Source organism: Rhodococcus sp. ACS1 (assembly GCF_002300155.1).
GTDB classification, from domain to species: Bacteria; Actinomycetota; Actinomycetes; order Mycobacteriales; family Mycobacteriaceae; genus Rhodococcus_F; species Rhodococcus_F koreensis.
The window spans coordinates 491,899-516,836 of record NZ_NSDZ01000006.1; the positions used below are offsets into that span (position 1 = coordinate 491,899).

Sequence of the window (24,938 nt, forward strand, 5' to 3'; positions counted from 1 at the left end):
TGGAGGTCGAACGGGTGTCCGCCTTCCTCGGTCGGAACGGGCGCGTGCAGAGCGAGTGGTGATCGGACGGCGGGCCATTCGTTCCGCCGTGCGGCCTTCTGATCGACGTCTCAGACGTGCGTTCGGTGGGCAGGTTTCGAGTGATCGCGCACCGGCACTGCCTGGTTACTCGGATGCCTCGATCGGCCCGGGCGCCCACACACAAGATGCGCCCCGTCACGCGGTCCTCGCGTGCACATCGGCGCTCCCCGAACTCGCCGAATTCCCCGATGACCTCGTTCGGATGTAGCGTGTACGCCGTGGGCATGGCTGCGGCGGGCACGGTGCTTGTCCACCATCGTCTCCTCGACGTCGACGAACACGACATCGGTGTCCATCGCCTCTTCAATGGCGATCAGTTCGAGCCGTGGTGTTGGGACCCCGAATCACGATCACGAATCACGAGTCCTGAGACCACGCCGTGCGTGTGGTGCGCGAGTGCCCGGTGCGTGACCCGGATCGCTGGCTGCTTTCTGTCGGGACGTCAGGCGACGGACGGTCGCGGTGGCGGACTGGTCGGCGCCGAATCCGACAGTCCTGGTTCATCGCTCACGTCCACCGACGGGTTGTCGGTGTGCGACGACCGTCGGCGCAGTATTCGGTGGGGATGGTGTCGGATATCGGTGGTCGTGCCCAACCGGAGGTGCGGTTAACGAAACGTCGACGGGTGCATCAGACTGGGCGAAAGACGGCGGTTTGTGTCAGCCGCACTACTTACCGATATGCACCGCACAATCCGCCGGTCGCTCGTTGACTGCCATTCACGGTTAGTCTGTCCGGTGATGGATACGTCCGAGGAGGCCGCCTGTGCGTCGGCGGCCGTGACTGCGGAAGGCTGGCTGAGTTGGCCATGAACGTAATCAGCGGCGCCGCGCGCGCCGCCAGAAATGCAGTCGGGGTTCTTCGGGATGCAGGAGAGGGCGCCTGGTCCTGGACGAACAGCAAGCTGCGGCAACAGATGAAAGCATCGGAGGGTGCCAAGGCCGGACTCGAGGGGGAACCCCAGATCAGCACCACCCCCGAGTCGGAGCAGGCGTCGTCCGAGGTGTCGCCCGTGAAGGAGGCTGCTGCCGAAAAGCCGACCCCGTCTGAGGTGGCGCCGGTGAAGAAGACTGCGGCCGCGAAGGCGCCCGCGAAGGAGGCCGCTGCTGTGGCGAAGGCACCCGCGAAGGAGGCTGTGGCCGCCAAGGCAACTGCCAAATCGGTGCCGTCCGGGGTGCCGCCGGTGAAGAAGGCTGCTGGTGCCGCGAAGACACCCGCGAGGAAGGCCGTGGTGGCCAAGGCGCCCGCGAGGAAGGCCGTGGCCGCCAAGGCAACTGCCAAATCGGTGCCGTCCGGGGTGCCGCCGGTGAAGAAGGCTGCTGGTGCCGCGAAGACACCCGCGAGGAAGGCCGTGGTGGCCAAGGCGCCCGCGAGGAAGGCCGTGGCCGCCAAGGCAACTGCCAAATCGGTGCCGTCCGGGGTGCCGCCGGTGAAGAAGGCTGCTGGTGCCGCGAAGACACCCGCGAAGAAGGCTGCTGCGGCGAAGACGCCCGCGAAGCAGGCTGGTGCGGCGAAGGCGCCCGTGAAGAAGGCTGCTGCGGCGAAGACGCCCGCGAAGCAGGCTGGTGCGGCGAAGGCGCCCGTGAAGAAGGCTGTTGCGGCGAAGGCGCCCGTGAAGAAGGCTGTTGCGGCGAAGGCGCCCGTGAAGAAGGCTGTTGCGGCGAAGGCGCCCGTGAAGAAGGCCGCTGCCGCCAAGGCGCCCGCGAAGAAGGCCGCTGCCGCCAAGGCAACCGCCAAACCGACCGGGTCCGCCCTGAGAGGTGCCAAGGCAACTGGGGTTCCTCCCGAATAGTGAACATCGCTTCCAGCGAGGTCTTCGGTCCCACTCGGTGTTCATTATTCGGGGAACCTGCCACCCCAATCGAATCCATGCACCACTCTGACGGGACGGCCGATCACGTGAGGCGGGTAGGCCACAGGCCGCGTCCTCGACCGAATCCCTGCACATCCCCAGCCGGGCGGAGACCGAACCGGGGGAGCCGGGCCGACCGGTTCAGCAGTCCGTCGCGGGTCGGCCCGTCGAGATCGCCGACGATGCGTTCGTGGATTGCCCGGGCCTGTGCCACGTCGAGTGGGCCCGCTGCGGGCGGCCATAGTGCGGGAGCCACCCTCGCGCAGGTGCGGCGCGAGGGCGGCTCGGTACCACCGACCTTATGGTCCCGGGATCGGGATCGGGGTCGGGGTGTTTCAGCGGGTCGTCTCCTTCTCGGCGGGGGCAGCGTTGGCCTCGTCGATCCGGTCGGCGTCGTCGTCGGCCGGTTCGGTGCGCTCGTCAACGCCCGGGCGGGTGCGCAGCCGTTGGACGGTCCCCGCGCCCCGCTCGGCGAGGTCGGCGTACAGGTCGACGGCATCCTTGCGGTACTCGTCGTAATTCTTGCGCAGCTCCTCGACGGTGAACGCCTCCCGCACCTGCGCCCATCCGGGCAGTTCCGAGGGCAAACCGGCGAGGCGCTGCCGGAAGGCCTCGATCCGCTCCTGCACATCGGTGGGCAGTGACCCGACACGCTCCCGGGCGTCTTCGAACCACCCGGATACCTCGGTGCCGGTGTGCTCGGCGCGCCGGCGCACCTCGGCGACGGCATCGGCAACGGCCTGGACGGCCGCATCGCCGGCACCGACCGTGGCGTACAGGGGCCTCGTTACGTTGTCGATGACCTTGGACTCGCTTGGGGGCTCACTCATCTTCGCTCTCCTGCTGTGGGGCTGGACATCAGGTGTCACCTCGGCACCTTGGGCGGCGAGCCCTCTTCGTCGATCGGTGACATGACAGGACGATCTGCCAAAATTCGGCCCGCCGAAAATGGACTGTAGTCGACCCGGACGTGGTGTCAGGCGTACCGGAGACGGCGGATAACCCCGGGTCCGGGTGTGGGTCACGACGGCATCGCGACCGTGGAGTCCGTCGGCGGGTTCGAGGTTGTGGCGCGGGTCGGGCACGAGGAGCCGATCACCCCTTCCGGGACGGATCGCGGGCCTATGGCCCGACCCGACCGCATTGGCCGATTACACCGCGGTTCCCGGAACCGGGCTCGCCCTCACCCCCGCGATCGAATCGAGGTTCGCCGCCCATCTGCGCAGGCTTTCAACTGTTGCCGATATGTCTAACACAAATTAATAGGTTCTGACATTGTCTGCCTGTGTGAATTGGTGAGGCCGCGGATACTTGGGATGTCGGTGGTTGCGGTGTGCAATAGGGCGGCATGGGGTCGGTGGCCTTCTGGGCGTGTGGGTTCGGGTCACCGAATCTTTGACCGCGCGGACCTCGCTCCTTTCTGGGCAGGCCCGGAGGGAAGTGTGCGGGAGCGACGCCGGAGAGGGGGTGGAGGTAGCGTATTGCCGGGTGTGGGGCTCGACAGGGCAACGGGACGTCGATGGCCGATCGGGAAAAGATGGTGCGGGGCAGCGCTACTGGTGAGGCTGAGGAGTTGCGGGTGTAGGCATGGATCGCAGCTCGTGTCCGTGGGGGCGGCGGGCGGGGTTGGGCCGGTGCCGGTCTCCGCTACCAGGCGGCGGGTTCAGTGCAGCCGCAGGCGTTGCTCGACTCGGTCGGCGGCGGCCCGCAGGTAGGGGTCGCGTTGCGGTTGCGCGCGGGTGGCGGCGGAGTCGGGGCCGTGCCGGTCGTGCTTCTCGCGCAGTCGCTGGTCCAGGCTCACCGCCTCGCCGTGTGGTCCGGTCGTCTGATCGGCGACGGTCAGCGCGTCCGAGACTGCGTCCTCGACGAAGCCGAACCGGCTCAGTTGCTCGCCCAGGCCGATGACGGCGGCGACGAACCGGGCGCCGGAGTGATGAGCGACCAGGTCGCACACTCGGGCCGGCCACCCCTGGGCTTGCAGGTAGCGGGCGCCGTCGAGCGGGTGAAACCCGGTCTCGCCCAGCTCGGTGGCGTAGCCGATGTCGTGCAGCCATGCGGCGGCCACCAGTGTGTCCCGGTCGGCGGCGGGGACCGTGGGTGCGAGCGCCAGCGCGTGGGCGGCGACAGACGCGCTGTGGTCGACGCGCACGCGGTCGCGGGCCAGGATGCGCAGTGTCAGCGCCTGGGCGCGGGGCGCCAGCGGTGACGATGTCGCATCTTCGGCCATGACCACACCTCCCGCATGGCGCTGATCGGCACCCGGGCCAACCACCGCACAGGCGGTCCTGGTGTCGGGTTCACACGATATCTCGCGCCGACAGCCTCCGGACGGGGTTCGCCGCTTCTCCTCGGCGGGGGCGGACCTGCAGTCGAGGCGCCGGTGCGAGTGCATCGCCGGGCGCCTCCGACGGACGGTGGCGTGGCGGGGGCCTGCAGCCGGGAGATCCCTGTGGAGAAGAACAGCGAACCGCGAATTCCGTTCACGTTGGATCCGGTGTGCGGCGCGCGTACGTCGGAATAGGATTGATCCGCAAGCTGGGTGATCGCAAGCGGGGTGATTTCGGTGCCGTCGCGTCACTTCCCGCAGCGGCGAGCGCGAGTGGGCAGTTCCGGCGATCCGTCCGAGACCCCGTCTCGCTCGCTGACGGGAGGCGGCCCTAGGCGGTCACCGTCGAGGGCCCGCCGCAGAAGGCCACAGTCGAAAGGCCCACCGATGAAGGCACTGATCTACCACGGTCCCGGCCGGAAGGCGTGGGAGGACGTCCCCGACGCCACCATTGAGAAGCCAACGGACGTGGTGGTCAAGATCGAGACCACCACCATCTGCGGCACCGACCTGCACATCCTCGGGGGCGACGTGCCCGCGGTGCAGGACGGGCGCATCCTCGGCCACGAGGGCGTCGGGACGATCACCGAGGTCGGCTCGGCGGTCACCTCGTTACAGGTCGGCGACCGGGTCATCATCTCCTGCATTTCCGCGTGCGGGCACTGCGATATGTGCAAGCAGCGGGTGTTCTCACACTGCCTGGCCGACGAGGGTGCGTCCGGCATCGGCTGGATCCTCGGGCACCTGATCAACGGCACGCAGGCCGAGTACGTCCGAGTGCCGTTCGCTGAGACGTCGGTGTATCGGCTGCCCGACGGGGTGACACCGCAGGAGGGTGCGATGCTGTCCGACATCCTGCCGACCGGTCACGAGATCGGCGTGCAGTACGGGCATGTCAAGGTCGGCGACGTCGTGGTGGTCGTCGGCGCGGGGCCGGTGGGGCTGGCCGCGATCATGACCTCGCGTCTGTACGGCCCGTCGAAGGTGATCGCCGTCGACCTCGACGCGAACCGGGTGGAACAGGCGAAGCGATTCGGCGCCACACACGGGGTGCTGTCCAGCGACGACGACTGGAAGGACCAGGTGATGGCGTTGACTGATGGGCTCGGCGTCGACGTCGCCATCGAGGCGGTGGGGGTTCCGGCGACCTTCCAGATGTGTCTGGACGTCGTCCGACCCGCCGGGCACGTCGCCAACGTCGGGGTGCACGGCGCCGGCGTGCCGCTGCCGCTCGACTCGCTGTGGATCTCGAACATCACCATCGCGATGGGCCTGGTGAACACCGACACCACCGCGACGCTGCTGAAGATGGTCGCCGAACATACCCTGCCCGCCGACCTGTTCGTGAGCCATACCTTCGACCTCGGCGACATCGAGAAGGCCTACGACGTGTTCGGCCGGGCCGCCGAGACGCAGGCGCTCAAGGTTGTGCTCAACGCCTGACGTCGCGTCGGCGGCCACACGGCAGGCGGCCGACCTGCGGCGTCCGGCTACGAGGATGCGCTGATGCAGCGCTTCCGAGTTGGACGAGTTGGACGTCGAATCAGGTCGGGCACACGAACCGCGCCCCGGCCCCCCGGCCGAAGGTCGTATGGCACCGCACCTCTGTGTGTCCGACAGCAGATAGGGGCGGATACGTCGCGAAGAGCCGAGACAGCGACGATGATTCTTGGTGAGCCGGATCGCCGTGCCGGAACGCGACGGCCCCGTTCCTCTCATGCCATGACAGGAGGCGAAGGCAATGGGAAACAATGAGCCAAGTGTCAGGGAACTTGCTGTCAACGAATGTTGGGCACTGCTTCGTACCGAGAGTGTTGGCCGTCTCGCCGTGTGGGTGGACGACCACCCGGATATCTTTCCCCTCAATTATGCGGTCGATCGTGGAACCATCGTGTTCAGGTCCGGGAGAGGAACCAAAGTGTCCGCTGCGCTGTCGGATGCGCCGGTTGCGCTGGAAGTCGACGGCTACGAGGCGCCGGCGCACGAAGCGTGGAGCGTGGTGATCAAGGGACGTGCTGAGGGGATCCGTGAAATCGATGAGTTGATGGACACGGTGGATCTGCCGCTCTTTCCGTGGCAGGCGGGGGCGAAGAACCTGTTCGTCAGACTCGTTCCCACACTGGTGACTGGCCGCCGGTTTCCGGTCGTCGACCCGACAATCTGGCATACGCCCTTCTCGAATGTGCGACGTTCGCCCCCGGAGTAGCTGTGTGGACTGCACGCTACCGGTCGACCTGGAGGTGAAACTCACTGTTTCTCTGTGCGATGGCAACGGAACCTGTTGACACGCAGATGGAGCCGGGCTCGTTCGCCAAATCCGCTCGATTGCCGTCCGCACGCACTGGCGTGGGTGATCGGGTGGCGGCGAGGGAGCCCGATCAGCTGGACCCGGGCTGTTCCGCATGGGGAGTTGAAGGATCAGGGTTTGAGGCGTGTAGTGGAAGTTGCGCCGTGTCCCGGCGGCGCACCCGACAACAGCCACGCTGAAGAGACCACGATTCGAGCACGACAACTTGGTCGGTTTCGCCCTTTTCGAAGACGGCCCCGCCTGGTTGAGGACATGGACCGCTACCACGATCTCTTCGGCGCGACGGAAGGTACGACCGTGCTGAAACAAGTGAAGGAGAATGACCTGTCGCGTCTGCTGGCGAAGATCGTCGTCGTCGGAGTACTTGCCGCGTTTCCGATGGCCGCGGTGGCAGCACCCGCTGCGGCCGCCGCAGTGTCGGGGGTTGTGCAGGTCGATCGGAACGGGCAGCACCCCCGAGGCGGGGACGATGACCAGGACGATCAGCAGGACGAGAACGAACTCAATCCGTTCGGTGGTCTATTGGGCGAGTCCAACCCGTTCGGCGACATGTTCGGCGACATGTTCGGCGGATCGAATCCGTTCGGTGGTCTGCTCGGCGAGTCCAACCCGTTCGGCGACATGTTCGGCAGCAGCTGAGTCGGCTGTCCGGTTACGTTCGGTGACAGGAGGGTTCGCCGGGTATGACCCTGCCCCGACCTGCCTCGAAGGAGGTCGGATACCCGCAGCGAGGGCGACAGACCAGCGGTCAGGGCCGATCTCCTCTATCGCCGTCGCGACGTCTCGTCGATCATGGCCATGAGGTACCGAGCCGGAGTTCGCACTCAGGGCTCAAACGACGGAGACCACACGTGTCAGACTTCGACGAGCGCGAGTTCGAGCAGGTCGCGAAAGCCACAGTGGAACAAACGCTGCAACGCGTGATGGATCGTTTACAGCGCGAATGCAAGGGCAAGTCGGTCGAGGAGACGAAACGTCGCGTGGCGCAGGCGTGGGAGGACGCGACGGATGCGGCGATCACCGATCCCGAGTTGACGACGTATGCCCAGAAGCTGGCCGCCGGCTCCCGGGTCATCATCAGGCTCACGTAGCGGGTCGGGGAGTACCGATGACGCTACTTATCCTGGTCAGGCGGGTGTCGTGCGCATCCCCGCAGCCTCGTCAAGGTACTCCTCCGCTTGTGCCTTGCTGCGGCCCACCGGGTGGGCGACGGAGACACCCCGCCCCGGTCCAGCGGTTGGTGTACACAACGGGGACATGAGGTAACCGCGTGCAGCGGCCACATCCGATGGGAGCAACGGTGTTCGAGAGGTTCACCGACCAAGCGCGGCGCACCGTCGTCTTGGCCTCGGAAACGGCCCGGGCCCACCACCACGACTATCTCGGAACCGAGCACATCCTGCTGGGCCTCATCCGCGAAGATGACGGGGCAGCGGCGCGAGCGCTGGAATCGTTCGACGTGTCGGAGGCCGTCATCGACAGCCGGCTCACCACCGGTTACGGCGAGCCAGCCCGATCCGGGCACATCCCGTTCAACCGGCACGCCAGACGGATCCTCGAACAGAGCCTGCGCGAGCCTTCTCTACTCGGCCATGAGCGCATCGGCACCGAACAGATCCTCCTCGCGCTCGTCGACGACCGCGAATCGACCGGCGCACGGTTGCTCGGCGAGGTTCTACCGGTGGACTTCGACCAACTGCGTCAGCACATCCTCCGGGAAGGCACGAGTAAGGGATATCCGCAGAGCTGGGGTTGGAGCCGACACACGTCACCAACCTCAGGCTGACCGACACCGGACATGCGCTGTGCGTCGCCGCGGCCGGCCAACCCCTCGACGCCTGGATGCGAGACCGGATCCTCGACGCAGCCCGTGCCGGCGGCGCGGGTACCGAAGAGGGCCTGCGCCGCCGGCGAGACCGCGCGCCCGGACGCCGCGGCGGGTCCTCGGCACCATTCCCACTGCGGTGAGGCCGCCCGTGGGGATTCGGCCCGATGACGGCGTCACCGCGGCCCAGGGCGGCGTTACGAAGCATGGGGCCGGGCGCCGGCGTGCGAGCGCTGGTACGGGCCGCCTATCGGCTCGTACGTTTCCCGTTCCACCTGGTCGACGATGTGGTGCTGCCGGTGATCTTCGACGAGGACGCGCCGGTGCGGCGGGCGTACGGAAAGTTCCTCCTCGACTGCGACGGTTCGAATGTCCACGCAGCCGTTGACCAGGAAGGGCGGGTCTCTGAACTTCACGGTGCGGGTGGTCCGAATTCGGTCGATCCGACGACGGCATCCGGTGGTGCACGTCAACCGCCGTCTATTGCGGTTCCGACCCGGGCCTTCGCGCAATCTATCCAGGGGGACTGCGCACCACGGCACGGCAGAGAGCAATGGGCGCCTCGGTGGAGTGTCGGCCGAGCCAGGGAACCGTGAACCGGCGTGCTCGAATGCACTCGGTGCACGCGTCGAGCAGCAAGCGTGCGCGTCGCCCGATGCTCGAGCGCCTCGCGCGAGAGGTCCCGGCCACGCTCGGGCCCACGCCTTCCCCGTTCGTGTGGGGCATGATGGACTTCGCGTTCGGACCCGAACGCACGCCTGCTTCCCTGGACGCGGGCGATCCTTCCCGATCACGTGGTTGTCGAGTGGCCGGGGCCGATCACTGCATTCAGGAAACGCGCCCGAACCGATCACCGCCGCGATCGGCGATCGGTTCGCCTTGCAGCTGGCCCCTTCGGCGGCCCATGTGGCGGAGGCCGGCGAGGGCACCGCGGACCGAGAACAACGGACGGGATGACGACGTGGGCTACGACTGGATCTCGTTCACCACCGATTACGGGCTCTCCGACGGGTTCGTCGCGGCGTGCCACGGCGTCATCGCCCGCTTCGCGCCGGGTGTGCGCATGATCGATGTGACACATGCGGTGCCGCCGCAGCGCCTCCGGTGGGGTGCGGCGGTGCTGGCACAGACGGTGCCGTACCTGCCGCCTTCAGTGCATCTGGCGGTAGTCGATCCGGGCGTGGGCACCGATCGCCGCCCGATCGTGGTCGTCACCGACGCCGGGGTGTTGGTGGGCCCGGACAACGGATTGCTGCAACCGGCGGCCGAGGCGCTGGGCGGGGTCCGCTCCGCGTACCTGCTTGCCGCACCTGACTATCGGTTGAGCGCGGTGTCCGCGACGTTCCACGGTCGAGACATCTTCGCGCCGGCCGCCGCCCACCTGGCCGTCGGTGTGGCGCCGGAGCGGTTCGGGCCCCCGATCGACCCGGACTCGCTCGCGCGCCTGAGGGCACCCGAAATTGACGCCGTACCCGGCGAACTCAGCAGCGAGGTGCTGACCGTCGACCGATTCGGCAACATCCAGCTCGCAGCGACGGCAAAGGATCTGGCTGCCGCGGGCCTACGGCGCGGTGATCACGTGACGATCCGGGCCGAGGGGGCCATGGTGCCCGCCACCGTCGCCCGCACATTCGCCGACGTGCGGTCGGGTGAGTTGCTCGTGGTGATCGACTCGGCGGATCACGTGGCGGTGGCCGTGAACGGCAGCTCGGCGGTCGAGCGGCTCGGCGAGGCGGATCGGCTCACCGTCGCTCGCCGACGGTGAACCGGCGGCGGCACATTCAAGTGACCGCGGCATTCGCCGACGAACCGCGCCGCGCTGCTCCGGCCGCAGTGGATCCACCTCGGGCAGGTCCAGTTGGGGAGCGCGTGGACGCCGGCGAGCGAGCAGATCGGGAGACTCACCCGCGTGAGATGGCCCGGCAGATCGTCGAGTCCTGCAACCCGGCGAACCCCTTGCTCGCCCATCTCGCTGATGCGCAGGCTGCCCTCGAGGACTTTCCGCGTTGTCGCCGGTGAAGGGGGATGTGCCCGGCGGCCGGGGCGGGGCCCGTCGGTGCGCTGAGGCCCTCGAGGTTGCTGTCGGTGCAGGGGCGGTGGCACCCGATGAGGGCAGCGCTTCCGCTCCAGGGCGGTTGGCGTCGAGGATCTGGGGCGGGCAGGTGTTCGGTGCCGACGTCAGTTCTGGTGGTGGGTGCCGGCGGCGAGGGGTGACCACGCGACGGGCTTGATCGGAGAATCTCTCGAACACCCTGACGCGCTTACCTCCCAGGGCGTCGCCGCGAGCGACGCGAACGCCCGCTCCGACCGCACCCGGCCGTCACGTGATGCAATGCCCCGGCAACCGGTGGACGGCTAGCGACCGTTCGCTGCGAGTGTCAGGTACCCGTCGATATGCTGCATGCATCCTTACTCCTCATAGCGAAGAGACGGTGACCGAGTTGTCTGATGCGCAACGCGACCAACCCGGACAAGCTGCACGCCGTGGTGGTCGGCCCATCCTCGACGTCGGCGCGCAGTAACCGTGGACGCGCACATCGTGGTGCCCACCATCGACGGGCAGTCGTTCGCGTCGTTGCGCCGCCGGGCCACGCCGCGGGCGGAGCGGTACGCGCTCGGCAAACGCCTGCGCAAGCAGGCACCGCGGTCGGCGCTCGGCGAGTGGCGCGCACCGGACGATCGCCCCGATGTGGTGGATCAGATCGGGGTGTCGCACCGGGGTCGGGTGGAATCGCTCATACCGGTCAGGGTGGGGCGGATGGCGGCTTCGCCGTATGGTTTTCTGCGCGGCACCGCGATCGTGATGGCCCAGGACCTCGCCGGGCTGCCGGCGACCGGAATCCGGCCGGTGATCTGCGGGGACGCGCATCTGGGCAACTTCGGGTTCTACGCCTCACCGGAGCGCGACCTGGTGCTGGATCTGAACGACTTCGACGAGGCGCATCCCGGCGGCTGGGAATGGGACCTGCGCCGATTGACTGCGAGCATCTGGGTGGCGGGCCGGCAGAACTCGGCGACCGAGGGGCAGTGCGAGAGTGCAGTGCAGTCCTGCGTCGCCACCTATCGCGAGCATGTGCGCTGGCTCGCGGAACAACCATTGCTGGCGCGCTCGTTCGAGCGACTCGACCTCGATCGGCTGCACGCGACGGCGTCGGACGAGTCTCTGCGCCACGAGATCACCCGCGCCGCGGAGCGGGCTCGGCGCCGTGTCAGCGACCGGGCGCTGCCCCGATTCACCGAGCAGGACGAAACCGGCCGGCGCATCGTGGAGGAGCCGCCGCTGATCACCCGGGTGTCCGAGGCGGAGGCCGAGCATCTCGCCGCCGGGCTCGACGAATACCTCACCACGCTGCCCAGCCATTGGGCACGACTGCTCAGTGGCTACACCGTCGTCGACGTCGCGCACAAAGTGGTCGGCGTGGGCAGCGTCGGACTGCGTGCCTACGTCGTGCTGTGCGAAGGGAGCAGTGCCGACGACGTGCTGTTCCTGCAGCTCAAGCAGGCGCGTCGATCCGTTGTGGCGCGCTTCGTACACGGCGAGTCTGCCTGGCATGACCACCAGGGTCGGCGCGTGGTCGAGTATCAGCAGGCCCTGCAGACCGTCAGCGATCCGTTGCTTGGCTGGACCACGGTGGAGGGCCGGCAGTACTACGTGCGGCAGTTCCGGAACATGAAGGGCGCGGTCCCGATCGACAACCTCAGCGCGGCAGCGCTGACCGACTACGCCGGCATCTGCGGGCGCCTGCTCGCGAAGGGCCACGCGCGGACCAGTGGTGCGTCGATGATCGGCGGTTACGTCGGAAAGTCGGACACGCTCGACGTCGCACTGAGCCGGTTCGCGCACGCCTACGCGGATCAAACTGAACGCGACCACGCCACTTTGGTCGATGCGGTGAAGCGGGGGAAGGTGCCGTGTGAGCCGCCGACGTGAATCGGTGTGTATCTGTCGTCCGGCTTCGCGGCGACCACACGTCACTGCTTCTTCGCGTACCTGACCGTCGCCGCTACCTGCTAGGGCAAGGAGGCCCGCGGGAACCAACGGCAACCCGCGTGGTCCGCGCCCGCCAGAAACCCGATGAACATCGTGCCCATCGGGTCGGTCGGGTCGTACACCTTGCCATCAATGTTGAGGGCTACGTTGCGCTCGACGAGATGACCGCAACCCCACGCGTCGTCCGTAGGTTGGTCGACATGGCGCTGCAGAGGAACGTCTGATTGCGTTTGGTGTGCCCCCTCGAGGCGACAGGCTTCGGGTCCGAGCTCGAACTCGAAGTCAGCGGATGCCTCCTGGTGCGACGGCACGATGTAGGACCGTCACAGCGGCCTTATGCCGGGCAGGGCGGCGACTCCTCCGATGGCTCTGCCGTCGAATGTCGGTGCCGCAGGCTAGCGTCGAGTGGGTATCCGACAGCTGAGGAGCAGCGATGAGCGCGGTCACGACGAATCAACCACTCGGTACCCCGACGTGGATCGACCTGGGCATCCCGGATCTCGACCGGGCTATGGCCTTCTACGGGTCGGTCTTCGGCTGGGAGTTCGACGTCGGTCCCGAAGAGTACGGGCGGTACGCGATGTGTCTGCTCGGCGGCAAGAAGGTCGCCGCGCTGATGCCGAATCCCGACGAGAACGCCACCGAGTTCTGGTGGAACGTCTACCTGGCGACGGACGATCTCGATGCGACGGTTGCTCGGTCCGCAGCCGCGGGTGGCACGTTACTGATGGAGCCGATGGACATCGCCGACCAGGGTCGGATGGCGATGGTGCGGGATCCGGCCGGTGCGCAGTTCGGCCTGTGGCAGGGGCGGGCGCACGTCGGCTGCGAGCTCGTGAACGAGCCGAACACGTTGTTGCGCAACGACTTGGTGACCCCGAATCCCGGTCCGGCGCGGGAGTTCTACGCGGCGGTGTTCGACTTCACGCTGGACGGGAACGCCGACCTGCCCGGCATGGACTTCACCTTTCTGCGTAGGCCGGACGGGCACGAGATCGGTGGCATCGTGGGCGATGCGGCCGCCTCGGAGTCTTCCTGGGGCACGCTCTTCCAGGTGGCCGATACCGACGCGGCCGTCGCCGCGGCCCGGGCCCGCGGGGGTACCGCGGACGACCCGACGGACATGGTGTACGGGCGGACCGCGGATGTCACCGATCCGTTCGGGGCGAAGTTCACGGTGGGTTCTCCGCTGCCGGGTGGGCAGGGGTAGAGGAGTCTCGGGGAGGAAGTAGCTATCCGGATTTCAGGACGTCCGCGACGAGAGATGTCCGCAATCCGCCCCGGCTGAGCGGTGGTGACGCTGAGTTGTCACCGGGTTGCTGTCGGTCGATAGATCACGGTCGGTCGTGATCGTCGGTGCCCACGTCTTGTTCGTCCGGGTCTGCGACCGTGAGGACGGCGTCGACGATGTGCGGGTTGCGTTCGAGTGATCGGTCGATGAGTGGGTTGACGATGCCCCGAAGCGCCGAGATCGGCTGCCACCGCCGAGGAACCATGATGCGCGCCAATCGGTCCTCAATTCCGGTGACCACCCGGTCGGCGACGACTTCTGATCCGATTGCGGAGGCGAGGAACTTGGGATAGAGCTGTTCGCGCATCGCGGTGATCAGATCGTTGTCATCGAACGCGGCGCGGGCGATGGGCACGCCATCGCCGAGGAAACCATCCCGCCGACATCGACTCGACGATGGCGACAACCGCGCTCTGGGCGGCACGGAACGGATTCCTCGCCCTCCAGTGCGCGCGGATCGACTCCGAGCCGACGACACACAGATCCACGCACTCGTAGACGCCATGACCGGGATAGTCCTCAACGGGCTCACCCCAACCCGCCCGTCGAATGGGGTGAAGGCTTGTTCCAGGGCCGGGGGCGCGGCAGGATCGGAAGGGAGGACCGAAAGCCATGAACAGCGAGACCCCCGACTGGCGCAGCAACGGGGTACGAGTTATCCCGCCCGATTCGCTCGACCCCAACACACCACAGACTCCGGGCATGCACCGGGCCGCTGCCATCACCCACGACCGAGCCGGCGCCGACAAGATCTGGGCGGGCACGGTCACGATCCGTCCCGGCGCCCGCACCGGCGCCCACCACCACGGGGAGCTGGAGAGCGTGATCTACGTCGTCCGCGGTCGGGCCGCAATGCGGTGGGGCGAGCGCTTGGAGTACACCGCGGAGGTCGGGCCCGGCGGGTTCATCTTCGTGCCGCCCTACGTGCCGCACCAGGAGATCAACGCCCTCGACGACGAGCCGTTGGAGTGTGTGGTGGCGCGCAGCGGCCAGGAACCGGTGGTGGTAAACCTGAACATCGAGGGCGTGCCCGACCCCGAGCATGTGCCCTGGATCGACCCCGTCCACCCGGCGCCGGGTAACTCCGTCACGTAAGCCCCTCGGTAAGTTCTGGGTCCGCATCGGTCGTTCGGTCGGTTCGACTAGGCGGACAATCGCCTGGTGCGACGCCCGCCGCACCTGCGCGTCCTCGTGAAGATCGCCGGATCCTGCCCGGGTGAACGCGTCGATCTGGCCGGGGCAAGGTCCTGCTTGCTCGTCGACACCGGACGTTATCCCAACTCCATATCCGAGAAGCGCGTGGACAACGCTCGCGCAGCCGTGCTGTACCTCGGCGGTGTGGGTGCGATCGCTGCCGCGATGACTGCGACCGTGTTGCGGACCTCGGGGCTGCCACAGGTCGTGGTGCCCACGGTCGGCGCGGTCTGTCTCGCCGTGGCGACGTTTGTCGCGGCTACGCCCGCGGAGTTCCTTCTTCGCAGCGGCGGCCAAGGTTGCCGAGATCCGCCGCCAGCAGTCGAGTGCGGATGTGCAGGCCGACCTGACGAAACTTCCGCCATCCACCAGGACCGACCCCGTCCGCAAATTCTGCCGCACGACCGGTGAAAGTGTTCCAAAACCTGGACGAGCAGCGGTAATGGGAAGCCGACATCACAGAAACTTGAAGCTCACTCGACGTCGGATTCGTTTCACATCACTCCCGCGAAAGCAGCGTGATGGTGGACTTCGGAGAGGTGTCCACATAATCGAGGTGGAGGGCGACACCGAAGCCGTCGAAAAGTTGATGACGGCTGGCCGGCACCAGTTCCGCTACATCGCACAACGACTGCTCGACGACCACGCGGAGAAGGCCGAACGCGCCGCCCAGCCCTACCTCGACAAGGGATACACGATCCTCGCGGAAGAACCCTGATCCGGAACAGATGTCCTGCTCGCCGACCTGGTCGCCGCCGACGGCAGCGGAATCACCGCCGCCCGCACCGAGATCGACCTCGCCCAGTGGGCGGTGTGGCTGAGCAAGGACGGACGTTACTTCGGCAGAAAGGTGTTTTTCCTATTTCTGGTCTGGGCAGAGCAGGGTCGGAGTGGTGGCCCACACGGTTCTCGTTTCGGCCCGATCTCCACGCCGCTGCGCAGCTCAGAATTCCTCAGCGTCGTGCGGACCGAGGCAGGCAACCGACGGCTTGTCCGGATCGATGGCACTCGCGATGTCGTGTACGTCATCGATGGTGACCGCGTCCAGTTCGGCGATGAGGGCGTCCGGATCAAGATCGCCATGATGGACGATCGCCTGGTGTGCCGTGTGCAGCGCCACTGTGTAGGTGTCCTCGAACGCCAGCACCCGACGCCCGGCAGCGACCGCGCGTGCTCGTGCGACTTCCTCATCGGTTGGTCCCTGGGCACACAGTTCGGCGACGATCTCGCGCATTCGCGTGTACGCCTCGACACAATTCGCGGACGCGAGGCCGGCGGCGAGGTTCAGCACCCCAACGTCGGCACACTCGCGGATGCCCGCAGAAATCGAGTAGCACAGCCCCCGCTGTTCGCGGATCTCGTCGTTGAATCTGGAGCTCGGTGAGCCGCCGAGAATGATCGCGCAGATCCTCGCCGCGGCCCGTGCCTTGGCATCAGTGACGTCGTAGTCGAGGCGGTAACTCATTCGCAAATGCGACTGATTGGTGTCGCGCCGCTCGACCAGCGTTCGCGGCAGAAAGTCGGGTGCCGATTCGTATGGCTCCGGCTCTTCGAGCGTGGGGAACCGCTCGAACAGGTCGGATATTTCGCCATCGTCGGAAACGTGGTCGATATTGCCAATGATGAATGCGCCGCCGCGACACCCAGCCCAGCGGCGTTGCCGGAACGATAGAAGCGCCGCACGCGTGAAGGTGGGCAGGTGTTCTACTCGGCCGAGGACGGGACGGCCGAGCGGGTGGTCGCCGAAAGTTGCGAGAGCACCCATTCGACTCGCAACGTAGGCAGGCTGGTCGAGGTAGCGGGCGATCTCCTGGGCGACCACACCGCGCTCCATGTCGAGATGGTTTTCGTCGAGCCGAGGTCGAGCGACGAAGTCGGTCACCAGGTCGATGGCCTGCGGTGCCGCCTCCGCGCGAACTGTGATGTGAAACGCGACCAGGTCGTGGGAAGTCGCTGCGTTCGTCCGAGCGCCCAACTGCTCCGCGGTGCGGTTGATGGTGCGGTGATCTTCGTATTTCTCGCCGCCCTTGAACACCACGTGCTCGAGGAAATGTGCCATTCCATTCTCATCCCGCCGCTCGGCGCGTGCGCCCGCGTCGAAGGCGATCAGGATGGTGGTTGCCCGCGTGCCATCGACGCGAATCCGATGCAGGGGTAGGCCGTTGTCGAGAGTCTCGGAGACAATTCGAGCCATCCGTAGCAGTCTAGGCACTCGGGATCGACCCCGCCGGGGCATTGGTCACCTTCGGGGATGCTGCCACCACACGGCCCCAGCAGAAAGGTCCACCCATGGCCGTGGCAGCACTCATCGTGATCGGGGCGCTACTGATCTGGGTCTTCGGATCCATTACCGGAGAGCCGGATGATCGGGAAACCATCAAGTCCGGTTCGGCCGACCCATCTGCCTGGCTCACCGGCTACTGACGTATGACCATCCGCTGCGAGCGCTATGGCGAACACTTCGCCGGATTCTTCAACTCGCCGCCGCACTCACCTGCTACAAGAAGCTCTACACATGAGACACACTCTCAGGGGGATCGTGTATTGGATCGGCGTAGTAGTGTGGCGGTGCCCTGATTCCACTGTCGGGAGTGAGAACCCACCGCATTCATCCTCGGCGTCGTTTGGCGCGGGCGGCGAATTCGTCGAGGACACGGACGACGTCCTTGGCTTGCCAGATCCGGTTGCGTCGTCCGTCGGTGATTTGGGTGAGTATTCCGGCGTCGACCAGGCGGTCGATCGCGATTTGCGCGTTGGCGCCGGTGACCCCCAGCGTGGAGGTGACGAGTTTGCTCTCGACGACCGGTTGGCGAAGGAGGAGGTCGGCGAGGCGGTGTACCGCCGCGTCTCTTCGCGCCGTCACCCGGGTGCGCCAGTCGGCTCGAACCGTTTCCAGGTCTCGGACGAGGGTGCGGCCGTTGGCGATGGCGGCGAATGATGCTTCCGCGATCGACCGCATGATCGGCTCGAGGTTGCCCGACCGGTAGTCGTCGAGGGCTTGGAAATAGGTGGCGGTGTCGTGCAGGAGGCCCGCGGACACCGGTACGGCGACGCTGCGGGTGAGCTGTCCGCCGCGCAGCATCGCCTGGATCAGGGCGCGACCGACGCGCCCGTTGCCGTCAGGGAACGGGTGAATGGTTTCGAACTGTGCGTGTGCGACCGCTATCTGGGCGACCACGGGTACGTCGACGCGGTTGGCGAAGGCGGTCAGGTCGTCGATCAGTTCGGGAACGCGGTCGTGGTGTGGGGGGACGAATTGCGCGGTGTGTGGGCCGAGGCTTCCGCCGCCGATCCAGACCTGCTGTTGCCGCCATCGGCCGGCGATGGTCGGGTCGCCGTGTTCGAGCAGTGCCCGGTGCATCTGCAGGATCGCGTCGGCGTCGATGCGGTCGGACAACTCCAATGCGGCCTGCATGGCCCGGACGTTTCCGACGATCAGGCGGGCGTTGCGGGAGGCGTACTCGCCGAGTTCTGCCAGCGCGATCTGGCGTGCCCCGCTGGTGAGGTTCTCGATCTCTGAGCTCGATGCACTCTCGGTGCGCAGCAGAATGGATGCGAACGGGGCGGTGATGTGGCCGACCTCGGCGTCGAAGCGGGTGAGTTCGGTCGCCGCTTCCTCCGTCAGTGCCTGCAGTTCGCCGTTCAGTGAGATGGTCCGGTTCGCGATGAATGGCGGTACCGCCGCGCGGTAGGGTCCGGAGGTGAGGCGACGTTCGCGTCGAGATCCGTAGTCGCCGGTGGTGCTGACCCAGGGATGCTCCTCGTGGGCGACGGGCGGCCACCGCTGTCCGTCATCAACCGATGTCATACCCGGACCATACTATTGGTTAGTAATTTATCCAATGGTATGGGCGGTGTACTCGGTGAGAAACGGATCATGATGAACAGAGGGGATCCGTGCGCCGGTGATTCGGGACTTCGTTCCTGATTCGACGATCCGGTGGTCGATCTGCGAGATGGACCGACATCGCGGGTGGACCATTGGCCCGGTGGCCAGTGGTCCACTCCCTGGACCGGAAGCACCCCGGATCGACGCCGACTCGACCAGGACGGTCGCATCCTCCGCCGCGAAAACTCATCGCGTGCGCGGTAGCCGGTGGGGGGCGCGCTGATCCGCCTCGGGCGAGGGTTGCGGAGGCGGTGATGACCGACGGAGCGGGCCGGCTGAATCAAGCAGAGGGGGTGCGCCCGGTGGGGGAGCCGTCACTGGCGTGTGGCCGCTGCTGCATTCCCGTGCTGATCAGCGTCGATCGATCCGGTGACCGTGGTTGCGGGTACACTACCTCGCTCAGTGTCGCGCCGGGGCTGTGGGCGCGCGTGTTGGGTTCACAATGCCCATTGGGTTCGTCCGGCGGTCATGGATCTGAGTTCGGTTGTGCGAGTGGTGTCGTCGAGGGCGGCACGGGATTCGGCGACCGCCCACGCATAGATGCCTTTGGCCATGGTGGAGGGTGCGTCGCCCTCGAGTCGGGTGAAGACCTCTACTCGAACCTGATGAGTGATGGGGTTGCTCGGTTCGGCGTCGGTGGCCATTTGTGCGAGGTGTCCGGCCAATCGGTGCTCGCCGCGGGCCAGGAGGTCGCGTGCGCGCTCGGCCAGTTGCTCGGCGCCGCCGGAGAGTTCGGCGAGTTCGCGGGTGAGTTCGTCGCGGCGGGCGGCTTTGAGGTTGGCGGGGTTGCCGTCGTACCAACCGCCGTACCGGCGCCAGATGTTTCGAACGACGAATTCGGGTTCGTCGTAGGACGGTTGCAGGTAGGGCTTGCGGAGCAGTTCGTCGGGGACCGACACGGTGTGGATGATCTCGTCGAGGTGGCCGCGGCGTTCATCATCTCGAGGGTCGGGCCGTGCAGCGATTCCAGTAGCTGCGCCGCGTCGGTCAACGTGGTGCGGATGCGGTCGACACCGATGATCGGTAGGCCGTGTCCGGGTAGCAGGATTTCGGCGCCGAGTCCGGCCATCCATCGCAGGGTCTTCGCCCACTCGTGGGCGTACCGTTGGACTTTCTGCGGGTTGCCGGCGTTGGGGCTTGCCCAGATGAAGAAGTCACCGCAACAGAGAATTCCGCGGTCCGGTATCCATGCGATGGCGGCGTCGTCGGTCTCGCCGCGGGCATGGTGCAGTTCCATCCGCAGCTCACCGATGTTCACGGTGGTGCGGTCGGAAAGGTGCAGTCGGGGTGTCGGTACTCGGCGGGCCATTGCAGGGTGGGAGCTTGGAACTGGCGTTGGTTGATCACCGCGTTGTAGCCGCGGGTCTGCTGGTAGCGGTTGAGGTCTCCGGTGTCGTAGAGGACGATTCCGTCGCTGGTGGGAAAGGCGTAGACGTTGCCGAATGCGGGCCACATATAGACGCCGTCACCGACGAGATGTAGCCCGTCCTTGCGTAGGTCGCCGCGGTGGTAGGCGGCGGTATCGGCTTCGCTCCACGCCTTGTCGGCGTAGTCGATGATGCTGGTCACGAGGCTTCTCCTCGTTGTCGAGACGACCAGCGATGTGGTGGTCGTCTGTCCCATTGTTCGTCGACGGGGTGTCGGCGGCAATCGTTCTAATGCACAGCAATTCGACCGAAGGCTGTGACCGTGTCATAGTTCGGTGGGTCCGGGAACCCGTGTCCACCACGGCGGTGTCGGCTCCGGCTCCGGCCCGGTTTTCGGCGTGCGGCACGGCGCATCTGGCGATGTTCAGGGCGTGGGCTGCGACGGCGATGGTGAGCAGCTCGGTGGTGACGCGGACGTCGAGTCCGGTGAGCTCGTGTACCCGTGTGAGTCGGTTGTCGACGGTGTTCGGGTGCACGAACAACGCGTGTGCGGTGCTTCGCCGATCGAGGTTGTGTGCCAGATACGCCCGCAGGGTGTCGATCAATTCTGGACGGTGCTGCAGGGCTCGGCAGCGGTGGAGTAGAACCGGGAGGGACGAGCTGGGGGGTTGCCCCCTGATCTGCGGGGCCGGTGAATCTTCGCCCGGTATCACGCCGATGTGCAGGAGCGCGATGACCGGACGCGCGGGTACCTGACCGTGGTCGTCGAATGGCGGCTGCTCTCCGCGCAGCAGGGCGTCGATGATGCGAGCGTGGTCGTTGCCCTGTGTGGCGAGCAGGTCCATCGTGTGGAGTTCGTACGCCGCGATCACTTCACGCAGGATGCAGTCATAGGTGTGGCGGATGCGGGTAAGGGCAAGGCGGAGACCGGGTTGGCCGGCACCGATGGTGGTGTGCAGTTCCTCGGCGAGGACGTCGAATCCGATTTGCCAGCAGCGCATGTACTCGCGCAGCAGCAGTCCTTCGGCGACTCGCTCGGTGCCGCGCTCGATGACTTCTCATAGCGATCCGGGGATATCGAGCGAGTCTTCCAGTGCCGATCGTAGACACACGGTCAGCAGCGTGTGGATGGTGTGCACGCTCTCGCGGTGCAGATATTCGGGTATGCCGGTTTCGGCGTATCGTGCGGTTCCCTCGATGTAGCGATCGATCGCAGCGCGCGCCATGCCGGGGACTCTGGTCCTCAGGTCGGTGATGAGTCGTGCGAGGGTGCTGGTCGTTGAGGCGGTCATGTCCGGTTCTTGCCCTTCGGTGTGATGTCGCGCAGCGCGGTCACGACTTTTCGTGCAGTCCGTGGTGGTCGGGGCGGCGGCCGGATACGCTTCACAGCGGCTCTCCCGAGCTGCGGGTCCGGCCTGGTGCTTCGCGTTTCCCTTATATTCTCGTTAACTTCGTAGTTCGGTCGGCCAGTGTGGTGGACTGCCTGAACTGGTCGACCGCCAGTTGTAAGCGTGGGTAGATGATCGTTGCGTTTCGTGGTGCCGGGGGTGCGGGGGCCCATCCGTAATGCGGGGCCGAACCGAACAGCTGCTAACATGCTGGTGGAGGGTGCGGACGTGTCCGGCGGCGGTGGAAGTGGTTACCGATGGATGGGATACCGGTTGCCCGTTGGTCGAGCGCGGAGCCCGGAGACCTGAAGGAGAGGAGCGGATCATGACCGAGACTGTCGTGCAGCGCCGCCCGCGCAATCGCAAGCAGCTCATCATTGCCGCTGCGGCGAGACAGTTCGAGCGGCGTGGTTTCCATGATGCCGCGATCGCGGACATCGCTGCTGACGTCGGAATCACCGGCCCGGCACTGTATCGGCACTTCCGGGGCAAGCAGGATCTGCTCGCCGCTGCGGTCGAGTTCGAGATCGAGCAGCTCGAGGCGACCTACGGGGGACCGCGCCACGCACTCGGGGAGATGCTCGAGGACGCTGTCGCGACGGCGCTGCGCCAGGGCCGTGCAAGCGCGCTGTGGGAACGAAACCAGGCCTACCTGGATCCGCCGGGGCGGGACACACTGCGCGAGCGCTACGAGCGGGCTCTCCGTCCGCTGCATGAGGCGATCGCGGCCGCCCGCCCGGATCTCGAGGAGCCGGCGGTGGCGATGCTGGCGGGTGGCGCGCATGCGGTAGTGAGCAGCAATCCGATGTTCAGCAGGCGCAAACTCGACCACACACGAGCACGCATGTTGATGGTGGAGGCCGCGGCGGCGGTGTGCCGGATCGAGGAGCTGCCCGCGGTCGAACGAGCGATGTCCGCGCGGGATGAGCCGCGCGGTCGCATCATGCCGGCCGCGCGCAGGGAAGCGATCCTCGCGGCCGCGGTGACACTGTTCGCCGAACGGGGCTATCAGGCCGTGGGAATGGACGATATCGGTACCGCGGCGGGAATTACCGGGCCGACTCTCTATCACCATTTCCCCGGAAAGTCCGCGATCCTGGTCACGGTGATCACCCGCTGCCTCGACGCGCTGTACTTCGATGTGTCCGGGGCGCTGTCGGGCACGGACGACTCCGCCGCCGCGCTCGATTCTGCGCTGGCGTCCTTTGTCCGCATCAACGTCGAGCACGGTGACGCGCTCAGCGCGTTGCTGACCGAGGTCGTCAACGTACCGGAGGACGAGCGCGCCCCCATCCGACGCCTGCAGCACGACTACGCCAGTGAATGGGTGGCGCTGCTGACCCGGGTCCGTCCCGACCTCACCGGCCCCGAGGCCGAAGCTCTGTCCCGCACCGCCCAGTCCGTCATCAACCGGATGCGCAGGCAACTGCCCGGGCCACCGGAGGATGTCCGAATCCAATTGTCCAGTCTGGGCGCAGCGGTCCTCGGGTTGCCCGGTCCGTCGGGCACCGAGCAACACCGGTAGGCGGCCCGCCTGATGCGGGCCCGGGCCGCCTACCGGTACGGAGAGCATCGCCGGATCAGGTGCGCTGCCCGGCCGCCGCCGTCGGGGTGTACAGGGCGTCGATCTGGGCGGCGTACTTCTGGTGGACAAGTTTGCGGCGCACCTTGGTGGTCGCGGTGAGTTCCTCCCCATTGGCCTCCCAGAACGTCGGGAGCACGGTGTAGGCGCGCACCTGCTCGACCCGGGAGAGGCGGGCATTGCCGCGCGCGACCCCGTCGGCTATCGCGGCGAGGATCCGGGGGTCGTCGGCAAGTGCTACCGGGCGTCGGTCCTCGATTGCGTGGGTCTCGGCGAAGACGCCGGCCTGGTCCGGATCGAGGATGAGCAGCGCGACGATGTGAGGCCTACCGTCGCCGACCGCGACGACGGATCCGAGCAGCGGGCACTCGAGCTTGATCGCATTCTCGATGTTCGCCGGGGCCAAATTCTTCCCCGAGGAGTTGATGATCATGTCCTTCTTGCGGTCGACGATGGTGACATAGCCGTCGGCGTCGATGGTGGCGACATCTCCGGTGTGCAACCACCCCTCGGCGTCGAGGGCCTCGCCCGTCTTGACCGGATCGTTGCGGTATCCCCGCATCACACCGACGCTGCGCAACAGCAGTTCACCGTCGGGAGCGAGTGCGACCTCGACACCGGGCCGCGGTTGACCGACCGTGCCGATCCGGATTCGATTCGGGTGGTTAGCGATACCGGACGCGGCGCTCTCGGTCAGGCCGTAGACCTCGCACACCGGGACACCGAGCGCGAGGAAGAATTCGAGCGCCTCCGGGGAGATCGGGGCGCCACCGGAGGTGGCGAACCCGAGATGATCGATTCCGAACCGACGGCGTAGCGGCCCGAGCACGGCTCGGTCGGCGACCTCGTGGTCAGCGGCGAGCCGCGCGGGCACGGGTTGCCCGGCGAGTTCGCGCCGAACCTTGTCGAGGCTGACCGACAGCGCCGAGGCGGCTTGGTCACGGACGGGTTGGTCCGATTCGGCGACGGCGGCGTCGATCATCGCCTTGAGCCGGTACCAGATCATCGGAACGCCCATGAACGTCGTCGGGTGCACGTCCTGGAAGACCTGCAGAACGGTTCTGCCGTCGCGGACGTCGGTCACGGTGGCACCGCTGGCCATGGGCACGTAGTGGGCGGCGAAGCGGTTGGCGAGGTTGGCGTCGGGAAGGTAGGACAGGACGCGTTCGGTGACGTCGCTGCCGAGGACCTCTTGCTGGTGCGCGACCTTCGCCGCGACGGCGAACAGGACGTTCGCGTGCGTGAGTTCGACGCCCTTCGGCGCTCCGGTGGTGCCGGAGGTGAAGATCAGCGCCAGCAGGTCCTCGCGGCGGACCGCTCGCCAGCGGGCTTCGAAGTCGAAGTCCGAGTCTCCCTGGGCGATGAGGCCGTCCAAGGAGGTCGTGTCGGGGCCGGTGCCGTCGACACACACGATGTGCCCGATCGGATGGACGGCGCCGGCCTGCCGGATCTTGTCGATGAACTGTGCTTCGGTGACGACGATCTGGTTGTGGGCGCTGGCGAAGAGCTGCGCGATCTGTTCCGGGGTGAAGGTGTTGTAGATGGAGAACGCCGTCGCACCCAGGTGCATCACGGCGGTGTCGACGAGGTGGAACTCGGGCCGGTTGGTGAGCATGATCGCCACCGTGTCCCCGCGCCGGACTCCCAGCTTTGCCAGGCCGGCGGCGATCTGCCGCACCTGCTCACCGTAGGCCCGCCAGCTGACGGTCCGGTCGCCCTCGGCGGTGCGGAGAGCGACCTGGTCGGCGCAGGTGGTGACCGTGGCCTGAAAGACTGCGCACAGGCTCTGCGCTTCTTCGACCTGATCCAACGACATCATGGGGGTGTTACCTCTTTCGTCACAG

Annotated in this window: 25 protein-coding genes; 14 read left to right on the plus strand and 11 right to left on the minus strand. The window is 66.8% G+C overall.

The features are described from left to right. Window positions 1–889: 889 nt before the first annotated feature. The gene (locus CJ179_RS50695; RefSeq protein WP_218834847.1) at window positions 890–1,873 is read left to right on the plus strand and encodes a nucleoid-structuring protein H-NS; all 984 of its coding nucleotides are present in this window, start codon (window positions 890–892) and stop codon (window positions 1,871–1,873) included. A 395-nt stretch (window positions 1,874–2,268) separates the two neighbouring features. On the opposite strand, the gene CJ179_RS30840 is transcribed toward CJ179_RS50695, so the two are convergent. Next, a complete protein-coding gene (locus tag CJ179_RS30840; RefSeq protein WP_095863940.1) occupies window positions 2,269–2,763 on the minus strand; it encodes a hypothetical protein in 495 nt (164 codons plus the stop codon). An 833-nt stretch (window positions 2,764–3,596) separates the two neighbouring features. Further along, window positions 3,597–4,160 carry an HD domain-containing protein gene (locus tag CJ179_RS30845; protein ID WP_095863941.1) on the minus strand — a complete coding sequence of 188 codons (564 nt, stop codon included), beginning with the start codon at window positions 4,158–4,160 and terminating at the stop codon, window positions 3,597–3,599. 486 nt (window positions 4,161–4,646) lie between these two features. Here CJ179_RS30845 and CJ179_RS30855 point away from each other — a divergent pair, with 486 nt between their 5' ends. The 5 genes from CJ179_RS30855 (at window position 4,647) to CJ179_RS30875 (ending at window position 8,353) form a co-directional block, all read left to right on the plus strand. Then, complete coding sequence (locus tag CJ179_RS30855; protein WP_095863943.1) at window positions 4,647–5,702, plus strand: zinc-binding dehydrogenase; 1,056 nt, start codon at window positions 4,647–4,649, stop codon at window positions 5,700–5,702. A 298-nt stretch (window positions 5,703–6,000) separates the two neighbouring features. Then, the gene (locus tag CJ179_RS30860) at window positions 6,001–6,465 is read left to right on the plus strand and encodes a pyridoxamine 5'-phosphate oxidase family protein (protein WP_095863944.1); all 465 of its coding nucleotides are present in this window, start codon (window positions 6,001–6,003) and stop codon (window positions 6,463–6,465) included. 231 nt (window positions 6,466–6,696) lie between these two features. Continuing rightward, window positions 6,697–7,206 (plus strand): hypothetical protein, encoded by a 510-nt coding sequence (locus CJ179_RS30865; RefSeq protein ID WP_143548928.1) that lies wholly within the window; start codon window positions 6,697–6,699, stop codon window positions 7,204–7,206. 212 nt (window positions 7,207–7,418) lie between these two features. Continuing rightward, window positions 7,419–7,658, plus strand: a complete 240-nt coding sequence (locus CJ179_RS30870; RefSeq protein WP_072943188.1) for a hypothetical protein — start codon at window positions 7,419–7,421, stop codon at window positions 7,656–7,658. Between the two features lie 179 nt (window positions 7,659–7,837). Beyond that, window positions 7,838–8,353, plus strand: a complete 516-nt coding sequence (locus CJ179_RS30875) for a Clp protease N-terminal domain-containing protein (RefSeq protein ID WP_257015856.1) — start codon at window positions 7,838–7,840, stop codon at window positions 8,351–8,353. Between the two features lie 236 nt (window positions 8,354–8,589). Here the strand turns inward: CJ179_RS30875 and CJ179_RS51490 are convergent, their stop codons facing one another. Continuing rightward, window positions 8,590–8,808 carry a hypothetical protein gene (locus tag CJ179_RS51490; RefSeq protein ID WP_179377698.1) on the minus strand — a complete coding sequence of 73 codons (219 nt, stop codon included), beginning with the start codon at window positions 8,806–8,808 and terminating at the stop codon, window positions 8,590–8,592. Between the two features lie 545 nt (window positions 8,809–9,353). On the opposite strand from CJ179_RS51490, the gene CJ179_RS30885 reads away from it, so the two are divergent. The 3 genes from CJ179_RS30885 (at window position 9,354) to CJ179_RS30900 (ending at window position 13,593) form a co-directional block, all read left to right on the plus strand. Continuing rightward, entirely contained in the window at window positions 9,354–10,157 is an 804-nt protein-coding gene (locus CJ179_RS30885; RefSeq protein ID WP_257015857.1) for an S-adenosyl-l-methionine hydroxide adenosyltransferase family protein, read from the plus strand. A 759-nt stretch (window positions 10,158–10,916) separates the two neighbouring features. Continuing rightward, window positions 10,917–12,323 (plus strand): DUF2252 domain-containing protein, encoded by a 1,407-nt coding sequence (locus CJ179_RS30890; protein WP_072943193.1) that lies wholly within the window; start codon window positions 10,917–10,919, stop codon window positions 12,321–12,323. Window positions 12,324–12,816: 493 nt separating this feature from the next. Then, window positions 12,817–13,593 carry a VOC family protein gene (locus CJ179_RS30900; protein ID WP_095863948.1) on the plus strand — a complete coding sequence of 259 codons (777 nt, stop codon included), beginning with the start codon at window positions 12,817–12,819 and terminating at the stop codon, window positions 13,591–13,593. Between the two features lie 124 nt (window positions 13,594–13,717). Here CJ179_RS30900 and CJ179_RS52960 read toward each other — a convergent pair whose 3' ends face one another. Next, entirely contained in the window at window positions 13,718–14,029 is a 312-nt protein-coding gene (locus tag CJ179_RS52960; RefSeq protein WP_072943199.1) for a hypothetical protein, read from the minus strand. Between the two features lie 257 nt (window positions 14,030–14,286). On the opposite strand from CJ179_RS52960, the gene CJ179_RS30910 reads away from it, so the two are divergent. Both CJ179_RS30910 and CJ179_RS52195 read left to right on the plus strand, forming a co-directional pair. Then, on the plus strand, window positions 14,287–14,769 hold the full coding sequence (locus CJ179_RS30910) for a cupin domain-containing protein (RefSeq protein WP_072943200.1): 483 nt from the start codon (window positions 14,287–14,289) through the stop codon (window positions 14,767–14,769). A 655-nt stretch (window positions 14,770–15,424) separates the two neighbouring features. Further along, window positions 15,425–15,586, plus strand: a complete 162-nt coding sequence (locus CJ179_RS52195; RefSeq protein ID WP_167372226.1) for a hypothetical protein — start codon at window positions 15,425–15,427, stop codon at window positions 15,584–15,586. A 225-nt stretch (window positions 15,587–15,811) separates the two neighbouring features. On the opposite strand, the gene CJ179_RS30920 is transcribed toward CJ179_RS52195, so the two are convergent. Further along, window positions 15,812–17,062, minus strand: coding sequence for a pitrilysin family protein (locus CJ179_RS30920; protein WP_095863950.1), 1,251 nt, complete (start codon window positions 17,060–17,062; stop codon window positions 15,812–15,814). Between the two features lie 95 nt (window positions 17,063–17,157). On the opposite strand from CJ179_RS30920, the gene CJ179_RS52965 reads away from it, so the two are divergent. Beyond that, on the plus strand, window positions 17,158–17,292 hold the full coding sequence (locus CJ179_RS52965) for a hypothetical protein (protein WP_257015858.1): 135 nt from the start codon (window positions 17,158–17,160) through the stop codon (window positions 17,290–17,292). A gap of 184 nt (window positions 17,293–17,476) precedes the next feature. On the opposite strand, the gene CJ179_RS30925 is transcribed toward CJ179_RS52965, so the two are convergent. From CJ179_RS30925 to CJ179_RS30935, 4 genes are all read right to left on the minus strand, one after another. Next, window positions 17,477–18,676 carry a Fic family protein gene (locus CJ179_RS30925; RefSeq protein WP_095863951.1) on the minus strand — a complete coding sequence of 400 codons (1,200 nt, stop codon included), beginning with the start codon at window positions 18,674–18,676 and terminating at the stop codon, window positions 17,477–17,479. A gap of 518 nt (window positions 18,677–19,194) precedes the next feature. Continuing rightward, window positions 19,195–19,656, minus strand: a complete 462-nt coding sequence (locus CJ179_RS52970) for an alkyl sulfatase dimerization domain-containing protein (RefSeq protein WP_244163800.1) — start codon at window positions 19,654–19,656, stop codon at window positions 19,195–19,197. 355 nt (window positions 19,657–20,011) lie between these two features. Further along, on the minus strand, window positions 20,012–20,326 hold the full coding sequence (locus tag CJ179_RS52975; protein WP_257015859.1) for a hypothetical protein: 315 nt from the start codon (window positions 20,324–20,326) through the stop codon (window positions 20,012–20,014). Continuing rightward, window positions 20,223–20,837 (minus strand): CdaR family transcriptional regulator, encoded by a 615-nt coding sequence (locus CJ179_RS30935; protein WP_257015879.1) that lies wholly within the window; start codon window positions 20,835–20,837, stop codon window positions 20,223–20,225. The genes CJ179_RS52975 and CJ179_RS30935 overlap by 104 nt, the downstream gene beginning before the upstream one ends. Window positions 20,838–20,843: 6 nt before the next feature. On the opposite strand from CJ179_RS30935, the gene CJ179_RS52980 reads away from it, so the two are divergent. After that, window positions 20,844–21,188 carry a hypothetical protein gene (locus tag CJ179_RS52980; RefSeq protein WP_257015882.1) on the plus strand — a complete coding sequence of 115 codons (345 nt, stop codon included), beginning with the start codon at window positions 20,844–20,846 and terminating at the stop codon, window positions 21,186–21,188. Here the strand turns inward: CJ179_RS52980 and CJ179_RS51495 are convergent. Next, window positions 21,183–21,416, minus strand: coding sequence for a hypothetical protein (locus CJ179_RS51495; RefSeq protein ID WP_179377700.1), 234 nt, complete (start codon window positions 21,414–21,416; stop codon window positions 21,183–21,185). The two genes, CJ179_RS52980 and CJ179_RS51495, sit on opposite strands and share 6 nt — an antisense overlap. Before the next feature lie 421 nt (window positions 21,417–21,837). Between CJ179_RS51495 and CJ179_RS30940 the strand changes: the two genes are divergently transcribed. Then, window positions 21,838–23,037: a TetR/AcrR family transcriptional regulator gene (locus CJ179_RS30940; RefSeq protein WP_095863952.1), complete on the plus strand. Its 1,200-nt coding sequence runs from the start codon at window positions 21,838–21,840 to the stop codon at window positions 23,035–23,037. A gap of 55 nt (window positions 23,038–23,092) precedes the next feature. Here the strand turns inward: CJ179_RS30940 and CJ179_RS30945 are convergent, their stop codons facing one another. Then, window positions 23,093–24,913 (minus strand): long-chain fatty acid--CoA ligase, encoded by a 1,821-nt coding sequence (locus CJ179_RS30945; protein ID WP_072943213.1) that lies wholly within the window; start codon window positions 24,911–24,913, stop codon window positions 23,093–23,095. Window positions 24,914–24,938: the final 25 nt, after the last annotated feature.

Coding starts and splice junctions, on each gene's coding strand:
- CJ179_RS52965 (WP_257015858.1), top strand. CDS start 17,158: ATGGCCGTGGCAGCACTCATCGTGATCGGGGCGCTACTGATCTGGGTC.
- CJ179_RS30900 (WP_095863948.1), top strand. CDS start 12,817: ATGAGCGCGGTCACGACGAATCAACCACTCGGTACCCCGACGTGGATC.
- CJ179_RS30925 (WP_095863951.1), bottom strand. CDS start 18,676: ATGACATCGGTTGATGACGGACAGCGGTGGCCGCCCGTCGCCCACGAG.
- CJ179_RS30945 (WP_072943213.1), bottom strand. CDS start 24,913: ATGATGTCGTTGGATCAGGTCGAAGAAGCGCAGAGCCTGTGCGCAGTC.
- CJ179_RS50695 (WP_218834847.1), top strand. CDS start 890: ATGAACGTAATCAGCGGCGCCGCGCGCGCCGCCAGAAATGCAGTCGGG.
- CJ179_RS30840 (WP_095863940.1), bottom strand. CDS start 2,763: ATGAGTGAGCCCCCAAGCGAGTCCAAGGTCATCGACAACGTAACGAGG.
- CJ179_RS30845 (WP_095863941.1), bottom strand. CDS start 4,160: ATGGCCGAAGATGCGACATCGTCACCGCTGGCGCCCCGCGCCCAGGCG.
- CJ179_RS30920 (WP_095863950.1), bottom strand. CDS start 17,062: ATGGCTCGAATTGTCTCCGAGACTCTCGACAACGGCCTACCCCTGCAT.
- CJ179_RS30910 (WP_072943200.1), top strand. CDS start 14,287: ATGAACAGCGAGACCCCCGACTGGCGCAGCAACGGGGTACGAGTTATC.
- CJ179_RS30940 (WP_095863952.1), top strand. CDS start 21,838: ATGACCGAGACTGTCGTGCAGCGCCGCCCGCGCAATCGCAAGCAGCTC.
- CJ179_RS51495 (WP_179377700.1), bottom strand. CDS start 21,416: ATGACCGCCTCAACGACCAGCACCCTCGCACGACTCATCACCGACCTG.
- CJ179_RS30860 (WP_095863944.1), top strand. CDS start 6,001: ATGGGAAACAATGAGCCAAGTGTCAGGGAACTTGCTGTCAACGAATGT.
- CJ179_RS30855 (WP_095863943.1), top strand. CDS start 4,647: ATGAAGGCACTGATCTACCACGGTCCCGGCCGGAAGGCGTGGGAGGAC.